Source organism: Mycoplasma sp. 1578d, from assembly GCF_024582695.1.
Taxonomy (GTDB): domain Bacteria; phylum Bacillota_I; class Bacilli_A; order Mycoplasmatales; family Metamycoplasmataceae; genus Mycoplasmopsis.
Window position 1 is genome coordinate 24,481 of the sequence record NZ_CP102081.1, and the last position, 21,042, is coordinate 45,522.

The 21,042-nt window shown below is 29.6% G+C and carries 23 protein-coding genes and 1 tRNA gene; 14 read left to right on the forward strand and 10 right to left on the reverse strand.

Features of this window, described 5'->3' with window-relative positions; genetic code table 4:
* Positions 1 to 120: 120 nt before the first annotated feature.
* The gene (locus tag NPA11_RS00090) at positions 121 to 318 is read left to right on the forward strand and encodes a hypothetical protein (RefSeq protein WP_257043582.1); all 198 of its coding nucleotides are present in this window, start codon (positions 121 to 123) and stop codon (positions 316 to 318) included.
* Positions 319 to 420: 102 nt separating this feature from the next.
* Here the strand turns inward: NPA11_RS00090 and rplA are convergent, their stop codons facing one another.
* Both rplA and rplK read right to left on the reverse strand, forming a co-directional pair.
* Positions 421 to 1,116, reverse strand: a complete 696-nt coding sequence (gene rplA / locus NPA11_RS00095; protein ID WP_257043583.1) for a 50S ribosomal protein L1 — start codon at positions 1,114 to 1,116, stop codon at positions 421 to 423.
* Positions 1,116 to 1,709, reverse strand: coding sequence for a 50S ribosomal protein L11 (gene rplK / locus NPA11_RS00100; protein WP_257043585.1), 594 nt, complete (start codon positions 1,707 to 1,709; stop codon positions 1,116 to 1,118). The genes rplA and rplK overlap by 1 nt, the downstream gene beginning before the upstream one ends.
* A gap of 267 nt (positions 1,710 to 1,976) precedes the next feature.
* On the opposite strand from rplK, the gene NPA11_RS00105 reads away from it, so the two are divergent.
* From NPA11_RS00105 to NPA11_RS00150, 10 genes are all read left to right on the forward strand, one after another.
* Positions 1,977 to 4,097 carry a HinT-interacting membrane complex protein P80 gene (locus tag NPA11_RS00105; RefSeq protein WP_257043586.1) on the forward strand — a complete coding sequence of 707 codons (2,121 nt, stop codon included), beginning with the start codon at positions 1,977 to 1,979 and terminating at the stop codon, positions 4,095 to 4,097.
* Positions 4,097 to 5,326 carry a HinT-interacting membrane complex lipoprotein P60 gene (locus tag NPA11_RS00110; RefSeq protein ID WP_257043587.1) on the forward strand — a complete coding sequence of 410 codons (1,230 nt, stop codon included), beginning with the start codon at positions 4,097 to 4,099 and terminating at the stop codon, positions 5,324 to 5,326. Before NPA11_RS00105 ends, NPA11_RS00110 begins: the two co-directional genes overlap by 1 nt.
* Positions 5,327 to 5,460: 134 nt before the next feature.
* A complete protein-coding gene (hinT, locus tag NPA11_RS00115; RefSeq protein ID WP_257043588.1) occupies positions 5,461 to 5,826 on the forward strand; it encodes a histidine triad protein HinT in 366 nt (121 codons plus the stop codon).
* Between the two features lie 62 nt (positions 5,827 to 5,888).
* Entirely contained in the window at positions 5,889 to 6,320 is a 432-nt protein-coding gene (locus NPA11_RS00120) for a hypothetical protein (RefSeq protein ID WP_257043589.1), read from the forward strand.
* Between the two features lie 9 nt (positions 6,321 to 6,329).
* Positions 6,330 to 7,973: a NusA N-terminal domain-containing protein gene (locus NPA11_RS00125; protein ID WP_257043590.1), complete on the forward strand. Its 1,644-nt coding sequence runs from the start codon at positions 6,330 to 6,332 to the stop codon at positions 7,971 to 7,973.
* Entirely contained in the window at positions 7,951 to 8,256 is a 306-nt protein-coding gene (locus NPA11_RS00130) for a YlxR family protein (RefSeq protein ID WP_257043591.1), read from the forward strand. The genes NPA11_RS00125 and NPA11_RS00130 overlap by 23 nt, the downstream gene beginning before the upstream one ends.
* On the forward strand, positions 8,231 to 10,033 hold the full coding sequence (infB, locus tag NPA11_RS00135; protein WP_257043592.1) for a translation initiation factor IF-2: 1,803 nt from the start codon (positions 8,231 to 8,233) through the stop codon (positions 10,031 to 10,033). Before NPA11_RS00130 ends, infB begins: the two co-directional genes overlap by 26 nt.
* A gap of 20 nt (positions 10,034 to 10,053) precedes the next feature.
* A complete protein-coding gene (locus NPA11_RS00140) occupies positions 10,054 to 10,563 on the forward strand; it encodes an adenine phosphoribosyltransferase (protein WP_257043593.1) in 510 nt (169 codons plus the stop codon).
* Between the two features lie 47 nt (positions 10,564 to 10,610).
* A complete protein-coding gene (locus NPA11_RS00145; RefSeq protein WP_257043594.1) occupies positions 10,611 to 11,186 on the forward strand; it encodes a chromate transporter in 576 nt (191 codons plus the stop codon).
* Positions 11,186 to 11,929, forward strand: coding sequence for a chromate transporter (locus NPA11_RS00150; protein ID WP_257043595.1), 744 nt, complete (start codon positions 11,186 to 11,188; stop codon positions 11,927 to 11,929). Before NPA11_RS00145 ends, NPA11_RS00150 begins: the two co-directional genes overlap by 1 nt.
* 28 nt (positions 11,930 to 11,957) lie before the next feature.
* On the opposite strand, the gene frr is transcribed toward NPA11_RS00150, so the two are convergent.
* Both frr and pyrH read right to left on the reverse strand, forming a co-directional pair.
* A complete protein-coding gene (gene frr / locus NPA11_RS00155; RefSeq protein WP_257043596.1) occupies positions 11,958 to 12,509 on the reverse strand; it encodes a ribosome recycling factor in 552 nt (183 codons plus the stop codon).
* Positions 12,509 to 13,225, reverse strand: a complete 717-nt coding sequence (pyrH, locus tag NPA11_RS00160) for a UMP kinase (RefSeq protein WP_373457095.1) — start codon at positions 13,223 to 13,225, stop codon at positions 12,509 to 12,511. Before pyrH ends, frr begins: the two co-directional genes overlap by 1 nt.
* A gap of 158 nt (positions 13,226 to 13,383) precedes the next feature.
* Between pyrH and NPA11_RS00165 the strand changes: the two genes are divergently transcribed.
* The 3 genes from NPA11_RS00165 (at position 13,384) to NPA11_RS00175 (ending at position 15,120) form a co-directional block, all read left to right on the forward strand.
* Positions 13,384 to 14,283: a Cof-type HAD-IIB family hydrolase gene (locus NPA11_RS00165; protein ID WP_257043597.1), complete on the forward strand. Its 900-nt coding sequence runs from the start codon at positions 13,384 to 13,386 to the stop codon at positions 14,281 to 14,283.
* Positions 14,283 to 14,987 (forward strand): ribonuclease HIII, encoded by a 705-nt coding sequence (locus tag NPA11_RS00170; RefSeq protein WP_257043598.1) that lies wholly within the window; start codon positions 14,283 to 14,285, stop codon positions 14,985 to 14,987. Before NPA11_RS00165 ends, NPA11_RS00170 begins: the two co-directional genes overlap by 1 nt.
* A gap of 57 nt (positions 14,988 to 15,044) precedes the next feature.
* Positions 15,045 to 15,120 (forward strand) — tRNA-Thr (locus NPA11_RS00175).
* Between the two features lie 42 nt (positions 15,121 to 15,162).
* Here NPA11_RS00175 and NPA11_RS00180 read toward each other — a convergent pair.
* The 6 genes from NPA11_RS00180 to NPA11_RS00205 form a co-directional block, all read right to left on the reverse strand.
* Entirely contained in the window at positions 15,163 to 15,711 is a 549-nt protein-coding gene (locus NPA11_RS00180) for a hypothetical protein (protein ID WP_257043599.1), read from the reverse strand.
* Between the two features lie 27 nt (positions 15,712 to 15,738).
* The gene (locus NPA11_RS00185) at positions 15,739 to 16,650 is read right to left on the reverse strand and encodes an alpha/beta hydrolase (protein ID WP_257043600.1); all 912 of its coding nucleotides are present in this window, start codon (positions 16,648 to 16,650) and stop codon (positions 15,739 to 15,741) included.
* A gap of 60 nt (positions 16,651 to 16,710) precedes the next feature.
* A complete protein-coding gene (locus NPA11_RS00190) occupies positions 16,711 to 17,754 on the reverse strand; it encodes an aminopeptidase P family protein (protein WP_257043602.1) in 1,044 nt (347 codons plus the stop codon).
* 63 nt (positions 17,755 to 17,817) lie between these two features.
* Positions 17,818 to 19,197, reverse strand: a complete 1,380-nt coding sequence (locus NPA11_RS00195; protein ID WP_257043603.1) for a M17 family metallopeptidase — start codon at positions 19,195 to 19,197, stop codon at positions 17,818 to 17,820.
* A gap of 60 nt (positions 19,198 to 19,257) precedes the next feature.
* The gene (locus NPA11_RS00200; RefSeq protein ID WP_257043604.1) at positions 19,258 to 20,613 is read right to left on the reverse strand and encodes a M17 family metallopeptidase; all 1,356 of its coding nucleotides are present in this window, start codon (positions 20,611 to 20,613) and stop codon (positions 19,258 to 19,260) included.
* Positions 20,614 to 20,997 carry a YigZ family protein gene (locus NPA11_RS00205; RefSeq protein ID WP_257043605.1) on the reverse strand — a complete coding sequence of 128 codons (384 nt, stop codon included), beginning with the start codon at positions 20,995 to 20,997 and terminating at the stop codon, positions 20,614 to 20,616.
* Positions 20,998 to 21,042: the final 45 nt, after the last annotated feature.

Here is a 21,042-nt window from a genome sequence, read left to right on the forward strand (position 1 = left end):
ATAATAAAAAAAGCAAATAAATGCTGATAAACTGAACAATAAAAATTTATCTTTTTTTCAAAATCTAGTAAAATTATTTTGATACCCATAGTTATACATAGTATAGTTAGGAAACAAATTATGATCAAAAAAACAAAAAAAAGTACAAAACGAAAAATTCTGATTGCATTCCTTATAGTATTAATTATTTTGTTTCTTGCTACTGTTGCAGTTTGCTGTGCCTACATTGGTGATTTCTTAGTATATAAAGATACAGCTGATGATGGCAAATTGTTAACATATGCACAAAGAACTAGCGGAATTTTTGGTATTTGATAATTAAAATTTTTCAAATTAATAATTTAAAAATACAGATTTATTTCTGTATTTTTATAATTCTTTTTGAATTTAAAACAAACAAAAAATCAGGAAAACCTGATTTTATCTATCTAATTTAATTTTAACACTTGGACCCATTGATGCTGATACTGTTAAATTTAACATATATGTTCCTTTAACGGCGGCAGGTTTAAGTTTTTTAATTAAATTAATTAATGTTTTAGCGTTTTCAACAAGATGCTCAGTTGGCATACTTGCTTTTCCGATAAGAGAGTGAACAATTCCGGCTTTATCGGTACGATAATTAGCTTTCCCTTTTTTAAGTTCTTCAACAGCTTTTTCAGGTGTTGGAGTTACAGTACCAGTTTTAGGGTTTGGCATAAGTCCTTTAGGACCAAGTTTTTTCCCATATTTACCAAGAAGAGGCATCATTGTGGGGTCAGCAACCATAACATCAAAATCAAAATCATCTTCTTTAATTTTTTGTTCAAGAGCTTGACCGTCAACGACAATATCAGCTCCAGCCTCTTTAGCAAGTTTTTGTTTTTCAGGGTTGTTTGTAGCAACAAGTACTTTTACGGTTTTACCAGTTCCATTAGGAAGTAAAACAGCCCCACGAAGTTGCTGATCAGCTTTACGTACATCAAGGTTTAAGTTAAATGCAAGGTCAATTGAAGCGTCAAATTTAGCGTAAGAAGTTTTTTTAGCAAGTTCAATAGCTTGATCTAATTCGTAAGCAATATTGCGATCAAATGATTCACGAGCTGCTTTTAAGTTTTTTGATAATCTTTTAGCCATTAGTTGTCTCCTTGAGTTTCTGATGAAGTTTCTTCTTTGACTAATTCAACATTAATTGCTTGACCTTTAGTTTGGACAAGGTCTTGAGCAGCTGCATTTAATGATTCTTCTCTTGCTTTTGCAAGAGCATCAGCTTTAGCTTTTTGTTTAGCTTGTGCTTTGGCTTTAGCAACATCGTCTCATCCTTCGATTAAAACGCCCATCTGTCTTGCTGTTCCGGCGATAATTGCCATAGCTGATTCAACATCATCAGTGTTAAGATCTGGAAGCTTATATTCAGCAATTGCTTTTAAATCTTCTAGTTTAATTGTTGCGACGATTTGTGTTTTTGATTTTTGTGAACCAGATGAAATTTTAGCAGCTTGCTTAATTTTGTATGAAGCAGGGGCTGTAAAAAGTTTAAAATCAAATGATTTATCTTTGTACACTGTGATAAGTACAGGAACTGGTTCATCACCACGATCTCTAGTAGCATCGTTAAATGCTTTGGTAAATTCTGGCATATTTACACCAACTCCAGCAAGAGCAGGACCTGGTTTAGCTTTTCCGGCAGGAAATTGCAATTTAGCTTTTTTAAGAATTTCTTTTGCCATTTGTGTGTATCCTTTCGATATTGTGGTCTAGCGATAAAAATATCTCCCACTAGCAGAGGCAATAAGATATATTGCCTTTTAATTATAAATTAAAAATTATAAATCCAAAACAAAAAAGAAAGCATATAATTTTTGAGTTGTTTGTCAACAAATTTAGCTAAAAATCACTTTTTTCGCTTGATAATATAAGCCAGCAAAAAGGAGCTTTTCTGCTATAATTAGAACAAAACTATTTTAAGTATGTTTACTTTCTTATTTAGGAGAAAAATGGCCAAAAGACAAAAATCGTTTTTCGAGAAACTTTCAGAAATTAATGCAAAACACGAAGAAAAAAAAGCAAGTACAAAATCACAAAAACGAAAAAAATGAATGTTCATTACTCTTGGGCTTTTAGGAGCAGCAGTAATCACTTCAATTAGCGTTCCACTAGGAATTAGTGTTAATAAAGTTAATTATGTTGAGCCACTTTCAGATGATACTGTATTATTTAAATATGATAATTCTGGTAAAAAACAAGACTTAACAGTTGGACAAACTTTAGAACTAATCAAAGGAACCGATGATAAAACTACTCAAAAAATAGATCAACTTTATAAAGAAGCTGTTCTTTTTTGATACAACAAAGAAGTTGAAGCCTCAAAAGAGTACCAAAGAATTTGAAATTTATCACTTTATAATGGCGAAGCACAAAGAAATGATATTGCACTAAAAAGTTTTTCTGATATTAACAAGGATAATGAAAATAAATTAAAAGATCTAAAAAACCAAATCATTGCAGTTTATGGATTTAAAAACTGACAAAAACAATTTTCCGAAGAATTAAGTAAAAAAGAAGAGTATGGAAAAAGTGCAACTGAAGAAGAAGCACTTGAATTTTTAAATTTTAAAGTGATTGAAAGCGAAGCATTAAGACACTATAAAATTAAGCTTGATAAAAATGTTGCTTTAAGAGAAATCGAAAGAGTAGCAAGTATAGATATTCCTAAAGTTGACCAAAATGGGCAAGTGGTTGCTCAAAACGGATCTCAAGTAGTTTTAATTAAAAAAGGCGAAAAAATATTTAATTATTTCATTGCACAAGATGCTAACAATGTTAAAGAAGCTAATTACGCGGTTTCAAAAACTGATAATACAAGAATTGCAACAATTACTACTGAATCATATATTAACCAGTTTAAGTCAATTAAACCACTTATTGAGAAGTATTTTTCATTGAATAAACTCATTTTACCTACAATTTATAAATTACCAGGAAAAATTAATGCAAATCTTTCATTAGAATGACAATTTGACAAAAAAGACAAAGAAGCCTTAATCAATCTTGCAAAATATACAATTTTTAGCAAAGATAATTCATTTGAAATTAAATCAAATATTGATGTACTTAAAAGTTTTAAAGAAGCTAAAAATTACTTTATTCCAACTTCAGGAGAAAGCGTTCAAGATCTTAATAAATCAAGATCAGAAACTCAAAGTTTATTAGATGTTTTAACAGTTGATACCACTAATTTAGGATCGGCTGGAGTAACTACTTTTGCATCAGAATTATCAAAAAATATACCTTTAGTAGTCAGTCTTAAAACTGATAATTTACCAAGTATTTCATTAAGTGATCTCTTTACACCTGCATTTTCAAGTGATATAAAAAATAACATCCAAACACAATTGGACGAGATAAAAAAAATTACTAATAAAAATCAAGCTATTGCCAAATTGGATTCACTAAATAGATATATTGATTCATTATTTAATAATTTAAGCGATGCAGAATTTGCAAATATAATCAAAGAACAATTTAATAAACACATCAACTTACAAGTTAACAATGAAAATCTTTATTCATTTGCATATAATTTATCAGACCTACCAGGGGCTAAATTAATCGTTGATCCAAAAGGGACATATCTTGTTAGAAATGAAGTCATTGACAAATTAGATTTATTATTTACATATTTACAAAATGATTTATCTTCAATTGCTAATGGGAATAGTTCATTCTTTAAAATTGAAGACGCTTTAAACAAAGTATGAACTAAAAATGTTGTCCTTGCAGATACTCTTAATAACAAAGAATTTCAAGATTATTTATTAACTAAAACCAACAAATTCAGCGATAATAAGCAAAAATATACTCAAGATGATATTAATACACTGAAAGCCGAAAATAATTCAATTTTAGAAGGGATCCACGACCAAAACAAAACTGATTTAATTTCAACTCTTTCAAAATGACTCGATGAAAAATTAAGTGGAAATAGCTACAATTATGTGGTTGACCAAGGTTCTATTAAGAGAGTAATTAATCATAACCCATTTGAAACAGCAAACAAAAATGCATTAGATGAATTAACATCTTTTGTCGAAGAAATTACTAAAGGAGCTCAATAATGAAAAGAAGAAATTTGTTAAAACTGATTTTTTCTTCAGTGATTTTAGGATCGAGCACTAGTTTTACTGTTTCATGTGGAGCCACTGTTAATACTGAAGCTAGAAGTAAACAAGAAAATGAATTTAAAAATGCTAATTTAGAAAAAATAGCCGAAGGATTCTGGTTAAAAGCAACTTTATCAAAACTCTATTCTATTAGTGAAAGCACACTTTTAGCCAATTCAACTTTTTTAAATCAAACTTATAGTGCTTATAGAACTTACTTAAATAATTTACAAATTAGTGATCCATTTGTTTTATATAAATCATTAACTAAGTGAAAAAATGAAGCTTTATTTAATGAAAACGAACTTAAAATTTTAAATGACAAATCAAATGATTTATTTTTAGCTAACTCAACTCCTACATTAGAGCAATTTAAAGTTTTATTTAACAAAAATAAAACTGATGTTGAATTTAATATCAATAGACTTTTATTGGTTAAAAAATACTTTGAAATTAGTTCTGAAAATGATTTGAAAATTGTCAATAAAGACTCATATGATGCTAATAAAGAAAAATATGATCTAACTCAATTTAACTTAATTGATTATGTTTTAAAAACAAAAATCGCACAGATTTGAAAATATACATCAGATACTGCTAATGATATTTTCTCAAATGTTAGTCGAACTATTAGCAATATAAAAGACTATAATGATCTACTCAAGAATAAAAAAGAAGCTTTAAAGGTAGCGACATCAGATTTACTATTTAACAATGGTGATTTTGAAAAAAGTTTAGGCGGATATGAGGGATTAAGCTCTTCGTTAAACGATTATTTTCTTAATACAGGAATCACATTTTTACTAGAACAAAATAATTCATCTAATTTATCAGGATTTTATGATTTAACCAATAATAAATTAGTAAGTGTTGATAATAAAGGGCAATTAAGCGAAACCATTAAGGTTACTAATGATAATAAAAAAATTAAAGTCACATACTTAAATGTGATCGCACCAATTGCAAAAACAGTAACTCAAGGAGTTAAAGAAGTTAAAATTCTAAGTTTTGATAAAACCCCATATTTTGCCAAATTTGATACACTCAAAATTTATTTGGCTATTTTTGGTGGAGAAAATATCTATAAAACCGCTAAAAAAGCGTTTATAGATTTAGGAAATAAAATTTCGTTAGAAAACGATATTATTAAAGATAAATTAAAAGGTTTGGATTTTATTAAATAATAAACAAAAATAAAAATATTATTAATTTTTCAGATAAGTACATATATTTGGTTAATATTTTACTGATAAAAACCAGATTTAATAAAAATCACTAAGAAAATGGTATCATTAAAGAAAATTGAAAGGATTAAATTTTGTCAAATAGAAGCGTTTTTTCAAAAATTATAGCCAGAGAAATTCCTGCGGAATTTTTATATGAAGATGATGTAGTCGTTGCAATTAAAGATGCATTTCCATGTCGAAAAGGGCACTTTTTAGTTATTCCTCGTTCAGAAGAACAAAACATGTTACTTAATGACGAAAAAACTTACTTACATGCAATGAAAGTTGCTAGAAAACTAGCACAAGAATTAGTGGTTGACAAAGGAATTGGAAGCTTTAAATTAATTGTTAATACCGGTGAAAATTCTGGACAAACTGTCTTCCACACTCACATTCACATTATTCCATTTGAAGAAAAATTTGATGCTCAAAAAAACAGATTTATGTGCTATAATTAAGGTATCTTCAAATTATATATAAGAAGTTGCTGACGCAACTTTTTGTGTTTTTAAGGGGCAATATGGATTATTTAAAAGTTTTGAAAGAACAATTTAACGACCAGATTTTATCAGCAAAAGTTAGTGAAGAATCTTTTGGTAAAACGCTAAAAATTGAAGTGAATGCAAGCGATTTAGATTTAGTAGTTCAATATACTCGAGATATTGAAAGTTATTTAGAGCAAATTAATGCCTATCCAAGTGACCTCAACATTGAAGTGCTTTCTAAAGGAGAAGATTTAAATTTAAATTTAGCAAATTTAAATCTTTATCTTGATAAAATGGTTAAACTTAATTTTATTCAGCCGGTTGAAAAGGAACAAACAATGATCGGTAAAATAATCCAAGCTGATCCACAATCAATTCTTCTACAGTGAAATCAAAAAGGAAGAATTAGAAAGATCAAAATGCAAATATCAAATATTAAAAATGGGGAAATTTATATTAAATTTTAGGAGTTATAAATGGCAAAAAAAACTACATTCGAATTAACTGTCAATCACAAATGATATTTAATTGCTACAGGATATGCTAATAAACACCAAATTTCGCTTCCGGAAGTTTTGGAAATTTTTTCGTTTGAAACAACTAAAGCAATCAATAAAGATATTGATCCAGAAGCACAAATTGTTTTCACTTTAGACGAGAAAAACGAAGAAGTAATAATTAGTAATATTAATGGTGAAGTAGTTGAAAATGATTTTATTTTTGAAGATACTAAAGAGGCTTTAGATATTCAAAGAATTAGTTTTATTCCGCTTGCACAAGCCCGTAAAATCAATCCAAAAGTATCTGAAGGTGATAATTTTGCAATTTTATTTGATTTTGAAATCATTCCTGATAAGACTAAAGTAGCAATTAAAAATGGTTTTTATCAAAATTTCAAAATCACTGAAAAACAAAAAATTTATCAACGTTATTTACCGCTTGTTGGAAATAAACTTAAAGCTGAAGTGCTATCAAGAAATTCAAACGGATCATATAACTTACGTTTTGAAGATGGGGTTACAGCCTTTTTACCAGCTTCAAAAGTGAATAAATCTTTAGATATGAATTTAGGATCATATTTAGATGTGTATTTAGAACATGTTAATCCAGAAAATAGATTAAGCATTTGTGAAGTCACTACTGATTCACCAAATCGAATTAGAGATCTTGTTTTAAACGAAATTCCTGAAATTCAAGAAGGATTACTTCAAATTGTTAAGATCGAAAGAAATCCAGGTGTTCGTACTAAGATCTCGTTAAAAGCAACAGAAAGCTCAACAGGATTTGATCCATTTGGAAGTATTTTTGGAGAAGGTGCAAAGCGCATTCTTGCTATTTCACAAAAATTAAATGGTGAAAAAATTGAAATTATTAAATATTCAACAAACATTTATGAATATATCAAAAATGCTCTTTCTCCAGCTAAAGTTTTAGATGTAGTAGAAGATAAGAAAACATTTTATGCTATTGTTGATCAAGAAGAAATGAAAAACGCTATTGGTAAAGGTGGATCTAATATTGATTTAGCGATTAAAATTACTAATTCTAAAATTAAAATTTTAACCGTTGAAGAAGCTCATGAAAAAGAAATTGACTTTAATCCAAATCGCTTTTATGAAAAACATGAATTTGTTAGATCGACAAAACAAAATCCAAGAGATTCAAAAAGAAATAGATACTTTGAAGGCATTGAAATTAATATGAGCGAATTTTCTGATGATGTGGCTCAATTTAATGAAAATCAAAAAAATAATTCAAGTTTTTTTGGAACTAGCCAAAATAAACCAAAAAGCACAAATAACAAGCCAAAAACACTTGTAGAATCTGAATTAGATGATTTATTTAGTGAAGAAGCTCTTAGTTTTGATTTAGAGAATGACAATGATTATGATTTTGTTGATCAAATTGAATTTGGGGATTTTGATGATAAAGAACAATTAGAAGAAAGCGAAAATACCACCGATCCAAACAGTGAAAAACCAGTTGTTAAAGCTTATAAAAACGCTAAAGTTGAATTAAAAGATTTCAAGGTAGATAGCGATTTAGCTAATTATGGACTTGATTTAAATCTAAATATTGATCTTAGTGGTTTTGAAGATGAATGAGAAAAGAAAAAATAATAATTACACTCGAAAATGTATTGTCACAGGTCAGATTTTACCTGTTGAACAATTAACACGCTTTTCTCTTCGAAAAGAAAAACAAGAAATATTTCTTGATTTTGACAAAAATTTAAAAGGTCGTGGAGCATATTTTCAATTTTCTTTAGATAATTGAGAAAAGCTTAAAAAAAGCAAAGCTTTAAATAGAGTTTTTAGGTTTAATGTTTCAAATGATAATTATTTGAAAATAGAACAAGAACTGTTGGAGGTACTGAATGAACAAAAAAAACAACAGAATTAGTAATGTGCATGATGTTAAAGAACAATTAGTAACAACTAAAACTGAATTAAAAAATGGTGTATTCACATTTACAGGAAGAATGAGTATAGTTGACTTTGCCAATAAAGTTAAGAAAAATCCAAACGATATTATCAAGCGTTTCTTTATGCAAGGGAAAGCCAGAACACTTAACTATATTTTAGAAGAAGAAGAAATTGCCGAACTTTGCTTGGAATATGGATTTGACTTTAGTAAAGAAACAAATGTAGATGCAACTAATTTCCTTGATGAAGTTAGTTTCATTGATAAAGAAGAAGATTTAATTAAAAGAGCACCAATTATCACTGTTATGGGGCACGTTGACCACGGTAAAACGACATTAATTGACAAAATTAGAAATTCAAATATTGTCGGGTTTGAAAATAGTGGAATTACCCAACATACTGGAGCTTATCAAATTGAACACAAAGGAAATAAGATCACCTTTATTGATACTCCAGGTCATGAAGCCTTTACTCAAATGCGTGCTCGGGGTGCTAAAGTTACTGATATTGTTATTTTAGTTGTTGCCGCTGATGATGGAGTTATGCCACAAACTAAAGAGGCAATTAGTCATGCTAAAGCCGCTCGAGTACCGATAATTGTGTTTGTAAATAAAATGGACAAACCAAATAAAGATTTAGATCGCATCAAGGGTGAGTTAGCTGAAAATGAAGTGGTTATCGAAGAATATGGTGGAGATACCCAAATTGTTTATGGATCAGCTTTAAATGGACAAGGACTTGATGATTTGTTTGATCAAATTATGCTTTTAACTGAAATTTTAGATTTAAAAGCTAATCCAAAGCGTTATCCAATTGGAACTGTAATTGAATCACGTGTGGATAAAGGTGTTGGAGCTGTATCAACAATTATTGTTGAAAACGGAACTCTTTATAAAGGTGATTTTATCGTTGCAGGTTCAAAATACGGAAGAATTCGGATGTTATTAGATTCACACAAACAACCAACAGATAAAGTTGAACCAGGGGCTCCAGCCATTGTTTCAGGTCTTAATTATGCTCCTGATGCTGGCGATAAATTTATTGGGTTAAATGATGAAAAGTTTGCTAAAAAACTTGCTGAACAAAAAGCCGCTCATGATAAGTTGAGTGCATTAAGTTCAAAAGCAAACACTGATATGCTTGATGGTAAGAAAGTGTTTAATGTCATCATTAAATCTGATGTACACGGAACTAGTGAAGCGATCAAAAGTCAAATTAACCATTTAGAAAATGATGAAGCAATTATTCGCGTAATCTCTGCAGGTGCAGGAAATGTGAATGGAAGTGATTTATTACTTGCTAAAGCTTCAAATGCAATTATCTTTGTTTTTAATCTTAAACCAGCTCCTCCGATTAAACAATCAGCCAATAACCAAGGAATTACCATTGTTAATCACGATGTTATTTACAAAATTATTGAAGATTGCCAAAGCTTGCTCGATTCGGAAAAAACTCCAGTTTATGAAGAGCAAAAAATTGGTGAAGCTCACATTATTAAAGTGTTCTTTTATTCAAAAGTTGGAAAAATTGCTGGTTGCATTCAAGACAGTGGGATGGTACTAGCCGGAAGCAAAGTTAAAGTTTATCGCAAAGGAAAATTAATTCACGAAGGTGTTTTAGAAACCTTAAGACGTGAACTTAATGATGTAAAAGAAGTTCTCAAAGGAAAAGACTTTGGTTGTCATATCAAAGACTACAATGACATTGAGGAAGATGACGTTCTAGAGTTTTATCAAGATGTTAGAATTAATTAATTTTTTATTAAAGGTGTAAAATGGAACTAAAAAAATTTATCAAAGATGTTAAAGATTTTCCAAAAGAAGGAATTATCTTTAAAGACATTTCTCCACTACTTGCTAATGGAGAAGCTCTTAATTTTGCTATTCAAGAAATAGCAAAACATTGTCAAGATGCTGATATTATTGTCGGACCTGATGCTAGAGGATTTTTATTTGGGACTCCTACAGCAGCATTTTTAAAAAAACCATTTATTATGGTTCGTAAACCAAAAAAACTACCTGGAGAAGTAGTTTCAATTAGCTATGATCTTGAATACGGATCAAACGTATTAGAATTGCAAAAAGGATTTGTTAAACCAGGACAAAAAGCCGTTATTGTTGATGATGTTCTTGCAACTGGCGGGACCACAAAAGCAATTATCCAATTATTAAAAAATCAGGGTGCTGATGTTAAAAAAGTTATTGTTCTCTTAGAACTCACTTTCCTTAATGGACGTGAATTACTAGAAAAAGAAACCGAAGTTATTTCACTGATTAAAGTTTAATGGACAAATCTCACGACATAACAAAACCATCCATTTGGAAATTGGTTTTGTTTGTTTTAAAAATAACTTTTTTAGGATTTGGTGGCGGAAATGCCATGCTCCCAATTATTAAAAGTGAAGCCGTTGAGAAAAAAAGGTGATTAACAAACGCAGAATTTGATGAAATGGTTGTAATTAGCAATATGCTTCCCGGGCCTTCAACAACACAATGTTTATCTTATGTTGTGCGAAAATTCTATAATATATGAGTAACTTATTTATTAGTGCTCATTGCCGCACTTCCTCATATTTTATTTGCATTTTTAATCTTATTGATCTTAACTTATATTCCAAGACAATATATTTATGTAATTGGTGCCTGTGCCTTAATGCCAGTTATTGCTGGAGTGGTACTGATTGGATATAGATACGTTAAGAGAAGTCAAAACACACTTAAATTACCTGTTTGATTGTTAATTGCAATAGCCTCAACTGCTTACTGTTTATTTATCCCTTTTCCTTATAATTTACCTATTTTTACTTTTGGCATTTTATTTATTTGCACCTTTATTTATACTTTGATTGTGATGTATAAGCACAAAAAACGAAATAAAATGACTAAAAACTTAGGAGAACAAAAATAATGATCACAGCTTCATTAATAATTGTTTCTTTATTTTTAATTGCAGCTTTATCACTAACAGTTTTTGGTGGTGGAGCATTATTTATGCCTGTTTTTGAGTTTTTATGAAAATTCCTTGACTCAACTTTCGGGACAAATTTTGAAGATAAAATTAATTCATTTTTTGCTGCAGCTAACGCAACACCCGGAATTTTAGCGCCAAAATTTGCTGTATATACTGGATATATGCTTGGTGGAGATGATTGATTATACATTTTTATTTTTATTATATTAAGCTACTTTGTATTCATGTTTCCAGCAATTTCGCTCTTGTTAATTTTCCGAAAGATTATTCGCAAGAACAAAAACAAGTTATTTGTAAAAACATTCTTTAACTTCATGTTCCCTGTACTCATTGGAGTTATGATTTCGCTTGCTATTTCATTGTTTTTAAAAATTACTTTTCCGTTTTTTAAATTCAATTCAAGTAAAGCATATATTAGCACTGTTAGCACTGAATTACCATATGGCATGATTTGTAATAGTGAAAAACCAGATAAGGAATTAACGCCAGCTATGTTTTTTAGTGGTTGAAGGTTAATTTTACTGATAATTTATAGTACGATATCGATAACAATTTTTATTATCTTAATAAAGAGAGGGTGCCCAATTATCTATTTAATTTTTTCAAATATAATTATTGGGTTAATTATATTTGCACCTTGATTAGTGCATGAGTGTCCTGAAACCTTACCAACAGTATAAAAAAATAGCTCACGCTATTTTTTTGTTTTTATATCTTAAGAATTTGCTCTTCTTTTTCCTTAGTGAGTGCGTTAATTTTTTCAATTTGTTTATCAACAAATGATTGAACTTGATCTAAGTAGTTTTTTTGCATATCTTCAGATAATTCATCATCAGCTTTAATTTGTTTATTGATTTCTTGGCGAGCGTTCCGGACACCAACTTTGGCTTGTTCAGAAAATTTGCTTAAACTTTTAATAATTTCGTTTTTGCGTTGAGTTGTAAGTACAGGGAAATTTAATCTAACTTGATGTCCTTCATCAATAGGTGTAACCCCTAAATTCGCGTTCATAAGAGCTTTATTCACCTCTTTTACCGAAGTAATGTCATAAGGTTTAATTAATAATTGTTGCGCTTCAGGAACACTAATATTTGCTAATTCTTCTAAAGGTGTTGGAGTTCCGTAATATTCAACTCTAATTCCTTTAACAATTTGTGGGTTAGCTCTCCCAGTTGAAATCTTAGACATTTCAAAGCGATAGTGATGAATTGCTTTCTCACATTTTTCTTCTAAATCTAATAAATATAAGCCAATTTCCATTATTTAGTCACCTCTGTGTGAAGAATTTTGTTTTGCAACACTTTAATAATTGAATCTTTTTCAAGTAAATTAAATACAATTAAGTTAATGTTATTTTCTCTAGCCATACTTGTGGCTGTAAGATCCATTACTTGTAATTTTCTTTCGAGAATTTGATCGTATGTTATGGTTGGAAAATGTTTTGCATTTGGGTTTTTTCTTGGATCACTATCGTAAATTCCGTCAACCTTGTTTTTCCCCATTAAGATTACTTCAGCACCAATTTCAGATGCATAAAGTGTAGCGGCTGTATCTGTAGTAAAAAATGGACGTCCAGTTCCACCGACAAAAATGACTACTTCACCATCTTCAAGATATTTAATAGTTTTTTCATTAATGTAATTCTCAGCAACTTTAGGGTCAATGTTAATTGAACTTTGAATTCGTGCTTTTAAACCGACTTTTTCAAATCCACTTTGAAGAGCTAAACCATTCATAATAGTTGCTAACATCCCAATGTAATCAGCTCGATTTCTTGGAATTCCGTTTTTTTCAGCTGAAGTCCCTCTTCAAAAGTTTCCTCCGCCAATAACTACTGATATTTGAATACCTTGTTCATTAATATACTTTAATTGTTTTGCGATATCAGCGACTAATTCATAGTCAATTGCCAGATTTTTTTCTTTATTTGAAAAACCTTCTCCAGAAAGTTTTAATAATATTCTTTTGTATTTCATTAATTCTCCGAAACATAAATTAACTTACTCTTATTATATTTTAAAATAGCACTTTTAAAATAATATTCTTAATAAAGCTAATTTAATAATCTTTTGATTAGCTAAATTACATATTATACGTAAAAATGTTATAATTATGTCTCCAGAAAGGTAAAAAAATGACAAAAGAAAAATACCTATTCGCTATTGATTTAGACGGGACTACATTGCTTTCAAGTTCTACTGGTGAAATTCACGACCTCACTGTTAATGCAATTAAAAGAGCGATCAAAGAAGGACACATTGTTTGTATTTTAACAGGTAGACCTTGAAGAAGCACACAAATGATTTATGAAGAACTAGGACTCGATACAGTTGTAGGGAACTATAACGGAGCTCATATTCATCATCCCAAAGATGACAGCTTTATTCCTCATGTTAAATATTTAAATTTAAATGAGGCATTATATATTTTAGGTGATGAAGTAGTTACTAAAGAAATTAGTAATATTGCAATTGAAGGGCCCGATTGAGTTCAATTACAGCATCGAGATGAAGATCTTGAAAAAGTTTTCGGTTTTTCTTCAACTTCTAAATTAAAAATTGGATTAGATTTTCATAAAATTCCTTTAATGCCAACAGGAGTTATTTTTGACGTTAAACCTACAACTGAGGTTGAAAAATTAAGAAGATATTTAAAAGCTAGATACAGCGATTTAGCTGAATTTTCGTACTGATCAAAAGGTGAAGGTCTAACTCCTGTCTTTGATATGACTAATATAACTACAAATAAAGGTAAGGCTCTTAGCATGCTGATTCGTTATTATGATATCAAAGTTGAAAACACCATTGCTATTGGTGATGGATTTAATGATGTACCAATGTTTAAAATTGCTAATATTTCTGTAGCCATGGGAAATGCAACTAAAGAAGTTAAAAAACATGCCACTATTAAAATTTCTAAAATTAATAAACAAGGTGGAGTCGGTTACTATATTAACAAATTCTTAGATAATCCACTTGAAGAAATTGCTAAAAGCAATAAAGTTAAACAAAAAAGAGATGAAAACTGAGAATAATGAAGTATATTGAATTAGTTGACAAAAAACAAATTAAAGAGCTGGAAATAATTGGAATTGACGAAACAGGAGTTTCTGATTATTTTACTCCTTTGATTGCTTGCGCATTCTATTTACCGCGAAAATTGTACGCATGAGCCAAATCAATAGGAGTTGAGGATTCAAAGAAACTTTCTAAAAGCAAAATTATTCAAATTGGAAACGAATTAAAAAATAACAATCAATTAGCTTATTCAGTTTATCGTTTAAAACAAAGTACTTACAATAAACTTAACCAAAAATATAATACTAACGAACTGAAATTTTTCACTCATATGGGTGCCTTAAATAATTTAAATAAAAAAATATCTTTTACAGCTAAAAATGTATTGATTGATAAATATTCCACCACTAAATCAATCCTTAAATATCACAATACTTTTTTTGTTTTTGACAATTGAACTAACATTGAAGAAAAAGAAATAGATGTTTATTTAACTACCAAAGCCGAAAGTATTAGTTTATCAGTGGCCTGTGCGTCAATTATGGCACGTTATGAATTGATAAATTATATGGAGCAACAAAATAAGGAATGAAACTTTAGTTTTCCGTTGGGTGCAGGAACTAAAACCCAAGAATATGTTTATAAATTTGCTCAAATATTTGGCGAAGATAAACTCAACCAAGTGTGCAAAACCAATATGAAATTATCAATACGAGCATAATCTAAAATATTATTACTTATCAAATCGCTAATTTTGTGGTAAAATATTTTTACCAATGCCGTCATAGCTCAGCAGGCAGAGCACTTCCATGGTAAGGAAGGGGTCGCTGGTTCAAGTCCAGTTGATGGCACCATTTCATTTATTGTCCAAAAAACAACCATTGATTGGTTGTTTTTTATCTTTCTTTTTTAAAGTAATCATGAATTGGGAGAAAAAGATTATCATTAACCTTGATTACATCATAATATTTTAAATTAACATTTTTAATTTCTTTAATTTCAAGAGTTTGGTTTTGAAATGTAAGTCAACATAAATTGTCGATATTGTTAGTTTGTAGTTTAGATAATAATTGATCAAATAAATAAGGTTGATTGCTTTTTGAAATTAGTTTAATTTGCTTTTTAATTTTGGACGAATTGATAATTTTACTATTTGAATGAATAATCAGATTTAATTCGATTTCTTTTTGATCAATAATAATTTTAGGAAGTGGATTATTATCAAGGTTTTGTGTTACATATTTGATTTGATAATGATCGCAAGCGACAAGCTTAATAAAATCTTGTAAATATAAGTTAATTGATAGTTTGTCAAAATTATCATTATCTTTAAGAATATTGCAATAAGTTGAATAGTTTAACGAATAAACAAAGCCAATTTCTTTAGCAATTTGGTTAAATTTATTTAAAAGAGTTATCGCTTGATTTTTAGATATGTTTTGCATAAACAGCCTTATTAATTTAAATTTTACTTATTTTTGGAAGTAATTTTTAAGTTCTTTAACAATATTCTTTTCTCACATTGAATGACCGGCTTTATCAACAAAAATTAATTGAGTGTTAGGATGACTTTTAGCGAGTAATCATGCACCAATTGGTCTTGTATCAATGTCTTGGCGACCGTGAATAATAGTAATTGGTACGTGAGCAAAAAGATGGACATTATTTAAAATATAATTATCTTCTGGGAAAAAGCAATTATTCATAAAATAAAAAACTTCCATAATCGAAATTTGTTTATCAAAGATAGGATCAGGAAGAAAATCTTGATCTCTTTTTTCAATACTTACAAGAGCATCTTCTCAATGAGAAAATTCTTGATATCCTTGTTTTTTTAAATTCAAAGAATAATCACCTGTAAATAAATTAAAGTATTTTGAGATATTATTTCATCCAGGAATATCTTTAACAAAAGAGCTGAATCTTTCGTATTCTTGAGGATAAAAATCAGAAGCGCCCTTTTGATATAAAAAATCAATATCTTCCTGACGTCCTAAAAAGACACCTCTGAGAAGCATTTTAGATACATTTTGTGGGTATTTAATTGAATAAACTAGTGCTAAAGTTGTACCTCAACTTCCTCCAAAAAGCATTATTTTATCTAAATTTAATTTTTGTCTAATTAATTCTATATCTTCCACTAAATAAAAGGTATCGTTTTCTCTTAATTCGGCAAAAGGCAGACTTTTATTTGTCCCTCTTTGATCAATTAAAACCATAAAATATTTATTCAAAGGAATTAAATCTTGTAATTTTTTAACATTAAAACTACCGCCTGGACCACCATGAATTACAAAAATAGGCTCATTTTTTGAATCTCCAAAAGTTTGATAATGCACTTTGTGTAGCCCAGCGTCTAAGAAAAAAGAGTTTGAATTATTCATATAAGATATTTTACTTTTTTATAATAAAAAACAACGCCTTACGTTGTTTTGACATTTAAATTATTTTTCGTTTGGTCTTGAAAAGACGTACCTTCCTGTTTCAGTGACTAGAACATCATCTTCAATTCTAGCCCCACCAATTCCTTCTAAATAAATTCCAGGTTCAACAGTGATAATCATTCCAGGTTCAAGAATATGATCTGAACGAGATGAAACACTTGGAAATTCGTGTACATCAATTCCTAAACCATGTCCTGTTCCGTGTAAAAAGTAATCCCCATAACCTTTTGAAGTAATGTAATCACGACAAATTTTATCAATTTCGCTAGCTTTAATTCCGGGTTTCACGCTTTTTCTTCCTAAATAAGAAGCTTCTTCAACGATTTGTAAAATTTCTAGCATTTTAGGATTTGCTTTACTTTTATCCCCTAAAATTGTGGTTCTTGTAATGTCTGCTGTATATCCTTTGTATAAAGCCCCAAAGTCCACTTTAAGCAATGAATTATTTTCAATTAGTTTATCAGTAGGGTGATGGTGTGGTTCGGCAGATGAAGCCCCTGAAGCAATAATTTCATCAAAACCTTCTTTATCAGCACCATGTTTTTTCATTAAAAAGTTAAGCATAGCAGCTGCTTGTTTTTCAGTCATACCTGGTTTAACTCATTTAATAAATTCATCATATGCACTTAAGGTAATATCAATTACTTTTTGCATTTTTTCAATTTCTTCATGACTTTTAACAATTCTTAAATCTTGTGCATCAATTCAATGAACTTTTTCAGGCTTAACTAAGTTCATAATTCTGTTTTCTCAATTTTTAACAAGATAATTATTTTCTAAAACAATTGATTTAAATTTTTTCTTGTTAAATCATTTTTGCAATACAGTCCCAGTCATTAAAACAACTTCCACATTTTTCGAGTGTTTTTGGCAGTATTCAATATAGCGAGAATCAACAAATAGTGTTGCCTTATCTTTTTCAATTACAATCAATCCATCAGTTGTTTGAACACCTGCGTATCATAATCTAGTTTGTGGTGCTTCTGAAATCAAAGCATCAACTTGTAATGTTTGAAACATTTTATCTAATCTTTTTCTATCCACGATTTTCCTTTGTTTATTTCTTTTTAAAAAAAGCACAATTTTGTGCTTTCAAAAATTTAATTATTATTTTTTTGAATTTAAAGCTAATTCAATAAGTGTTCTAACCATTACACCAGTAGGTTTTGGTCCAATGTTAGCTGTTCCAGCAATATCAAGGTGAACATATTCAACATCTTCAGTAAATTCTTTTAAGAACATAGCTGCTGAAGAGCTTCCTCCACCTGCACCACTAAGATCAGTGTTTTTAAGGTCGGCCACTTCAGATTTTTTAATTTCTTTAGCAAAAGCCTCATCTAAAGGCATTCTTCATACTTGTTCTTTTGCTGTTTTAGCTGCAGCTTTAATCTCTTCTCAAGCTTCGTCACTTGTTGATCAAACTCCTGTGTATGTATGTCCTAATGAAACTAAAATAGCTCCAGTTAATGTTGCTACATCTACAAGTCTGGTTGCTTTAAGGTTTCTTACAGCATATGTTAACCCATCAGCCATGACAAGTCTTCCTTCAGCATCAGTGTTATTAATTTCAACAGTTTTACCATTCATTGAAGTCCATACTGAATCTGGAAGCGAAGCATCTCCGTTAATTCTGTTATCAGTAATGCACATAATAGCCGCTACATTTGTTTTTGGTTTTAATTGAGCAATTGCTTTTAACGCACTAGCAACAATTACTGACCCTGACATGTCAAATTTCATATCAAGCATTGAACGACTTGGTTTAAGTGAATAACCACCTGAGTCAAAAGTAATTCCTTTACCCACATAAACAGTTTTTTCGTTTGATTCTGGATTTCCGTTGTATTCAATTACAACTACTCTTGGTTCATATACACTTCCACGGTTAACCGAAAGTAAAAGCCCCATTTTATGTTCTTGAATTTCTTTTTTATTCAAAACAGTAACTTTTAAATTATCGTATTGTTTTAAATCTTTTTCAATTACATCAGCAAGAAATTCAGAGTTCAAAATATTTGGTGGTGTAATTTGCAAGTTTCTAGCAAAGTTAACTGCTTCAGTTACAATTGCATATTTTTCAAAAACTTTTTTATATGAATCTTCGTTAGCGTACATTAATAGTGAAGTTTTGAATTCAGGCTCTTTTTTACCTGTTTTAGCATTGTAAAGGTCTGCCTTATAATAGTTATGTGCTAAACTAAATGCTTTAACTAAACATGGCTCGCATACTTTTCCTTTGATAAAGGTGTCTAAGGCAATTTGAACATCTCTACGTTGTGAAGCAAAAAAGTTTTTAGCAAAGTCATATACTACGTCAAATTTATAATCTTTTTCTTCTCCTAAATAAACAAGAGCTTCGTTTTTATCTAAGTATTCGGTTACAACTCCATTTTTTTCAATTAAAGTTGATGGATATTCATCCCCTTTAAAAACAGCTTTTAACAACAAGTCATTATTTCTTTCTTTATCAATTTGTTGAATTTTCATTATTATTCCTTTCTGACTTTATACTGGTTATATATATTTTACCTTTTTGAAAATTAAACGTTATAAGTTTTTAGCAAATTCAATCAGTGTCGAAACCAAAACACCTTGTGGTTCCCCATTAATATCAGCAGTGCCTGCAACATCACAATGGATAAAATCTACATCCTTAACAAATTCTTTTAAGAACATAGCCGCTTGTGAAGAATCTTGTTTTACTTTTGAACTTCAGTTCATTAAATCAGCTACTTTTGATGACTTATTTCCTTTGTCAAAATCTTTATGCATTGGCATTCTTCAAACTTTTTCTTTCGCTCGATGAGCTGATTTTAAAAATATTTCAACCTTATGATCAGATTGGCTAAAAATTCCAGTGTATATATTTGATAGCGAAGTTAAAATAGCTCCTGTTAGAGTTGCTACACTCACAATTGTTGTGGATTTTAGTATATCTGCAGCATAATAAAGACCATCAGCAAGAACTAATCTACCTTCAGCATCTGTATCAGCAACTTCAACTCATTTTCCACTCATTGATTGATATACGTTTTCTGGAAGCGAAGCATCTCCGTTAATTCTATTATCAGTAATACACATAATTGCTGAAACGTTTTTTGGTAGTTTTAATTGAGCAATTGCTTTGACTGCATAAGCAGCAATCACAGAACCAGACATATCATATTTCATTCCTTCCATATGATATCCTTTAGTATTAACACCACCAGTATCAAAAGTAATTCCTTTACCCACATAAACAGTTTTTTCGTTTGATTCTGGATTTCCGTTGTATTCAATTATTACAACTCTAGGTTCGTGTGTACTTCCTTTATTGACTGAAAGCAATAAACCCATATTAAGTTGTTTAATTTCTTTTTTAGTTAAAACTTTAATTTTTAAGTTTTCAATTCCTGAGAAATCTGAAGCGACAAAAGACGCAAGCATCTCGCTGTTGAGAAAATTTTCCGGTGTAATTTGCAAGTTTCTTGTTGATGTAATTGCATTAGCAATAATGGTTAATTCTTGTAAATAAGGATCGTTTTTGTTTTGCACTAGAAGAGAAATTTGTTTTTCTTGATCATGTTCTTTTAATTTATGTGTTTTTTTAAATAATTTAGCGCTCCCAAATTCAATTGATAAAAGTGCTAAGCGCAAAGCTTCTTTCTCAGAAAATTGTGGATATAAAGAAGATACTTGTAACACATAATTGCGATTAATTTTACTTGGAAGTTCTCTTAATAATTCTTCAACTTGGTAATATGAAGAATACCCTTTTTCTATAAATAAATATGCACAATTATTTGCTAAATCTTCAGTAATAAAACCGTGTTTTTTGCTCACCAATTCTGGGTGAGCGTGATGTTCAAACACAACTTTTAGAACTATCTGTTGTTGACTTAATTTTTCTTGGATTTTAATCATTTATACCTCTTTTGTATTATCTTTAATGAATAATTCTAGTGAAAGCTTTGCACTTTCACGATATGCTCGAGTGAGACCACCTGCACCTAATTTGATTCCTCCAAAATATCTCACAGTAACTACAAGTATATTATTAAGTTTTTTAACTTTTAATAACTCATAAATTGGTCTTCCAGCAGTATTTTTCGGTTCTCCATCATCACTAAAACCGGCATTTTCAGTTCCGTTTTCTAAAAATAAATAAGCATGACAAATATGACGAGCTTTTTTATGTTCTTTAGCAACTTTTTCCAGAAAATTTTTAACTTCATTTTTTGAAGAAATGCGAAAAATATATGAATAAAAAGAAGATTTCTTTACTAAAAGTTCACTCTCATAATTCATATTAATATTATAGTTATTTTATGGAATATTCCACAATTGTTCCAT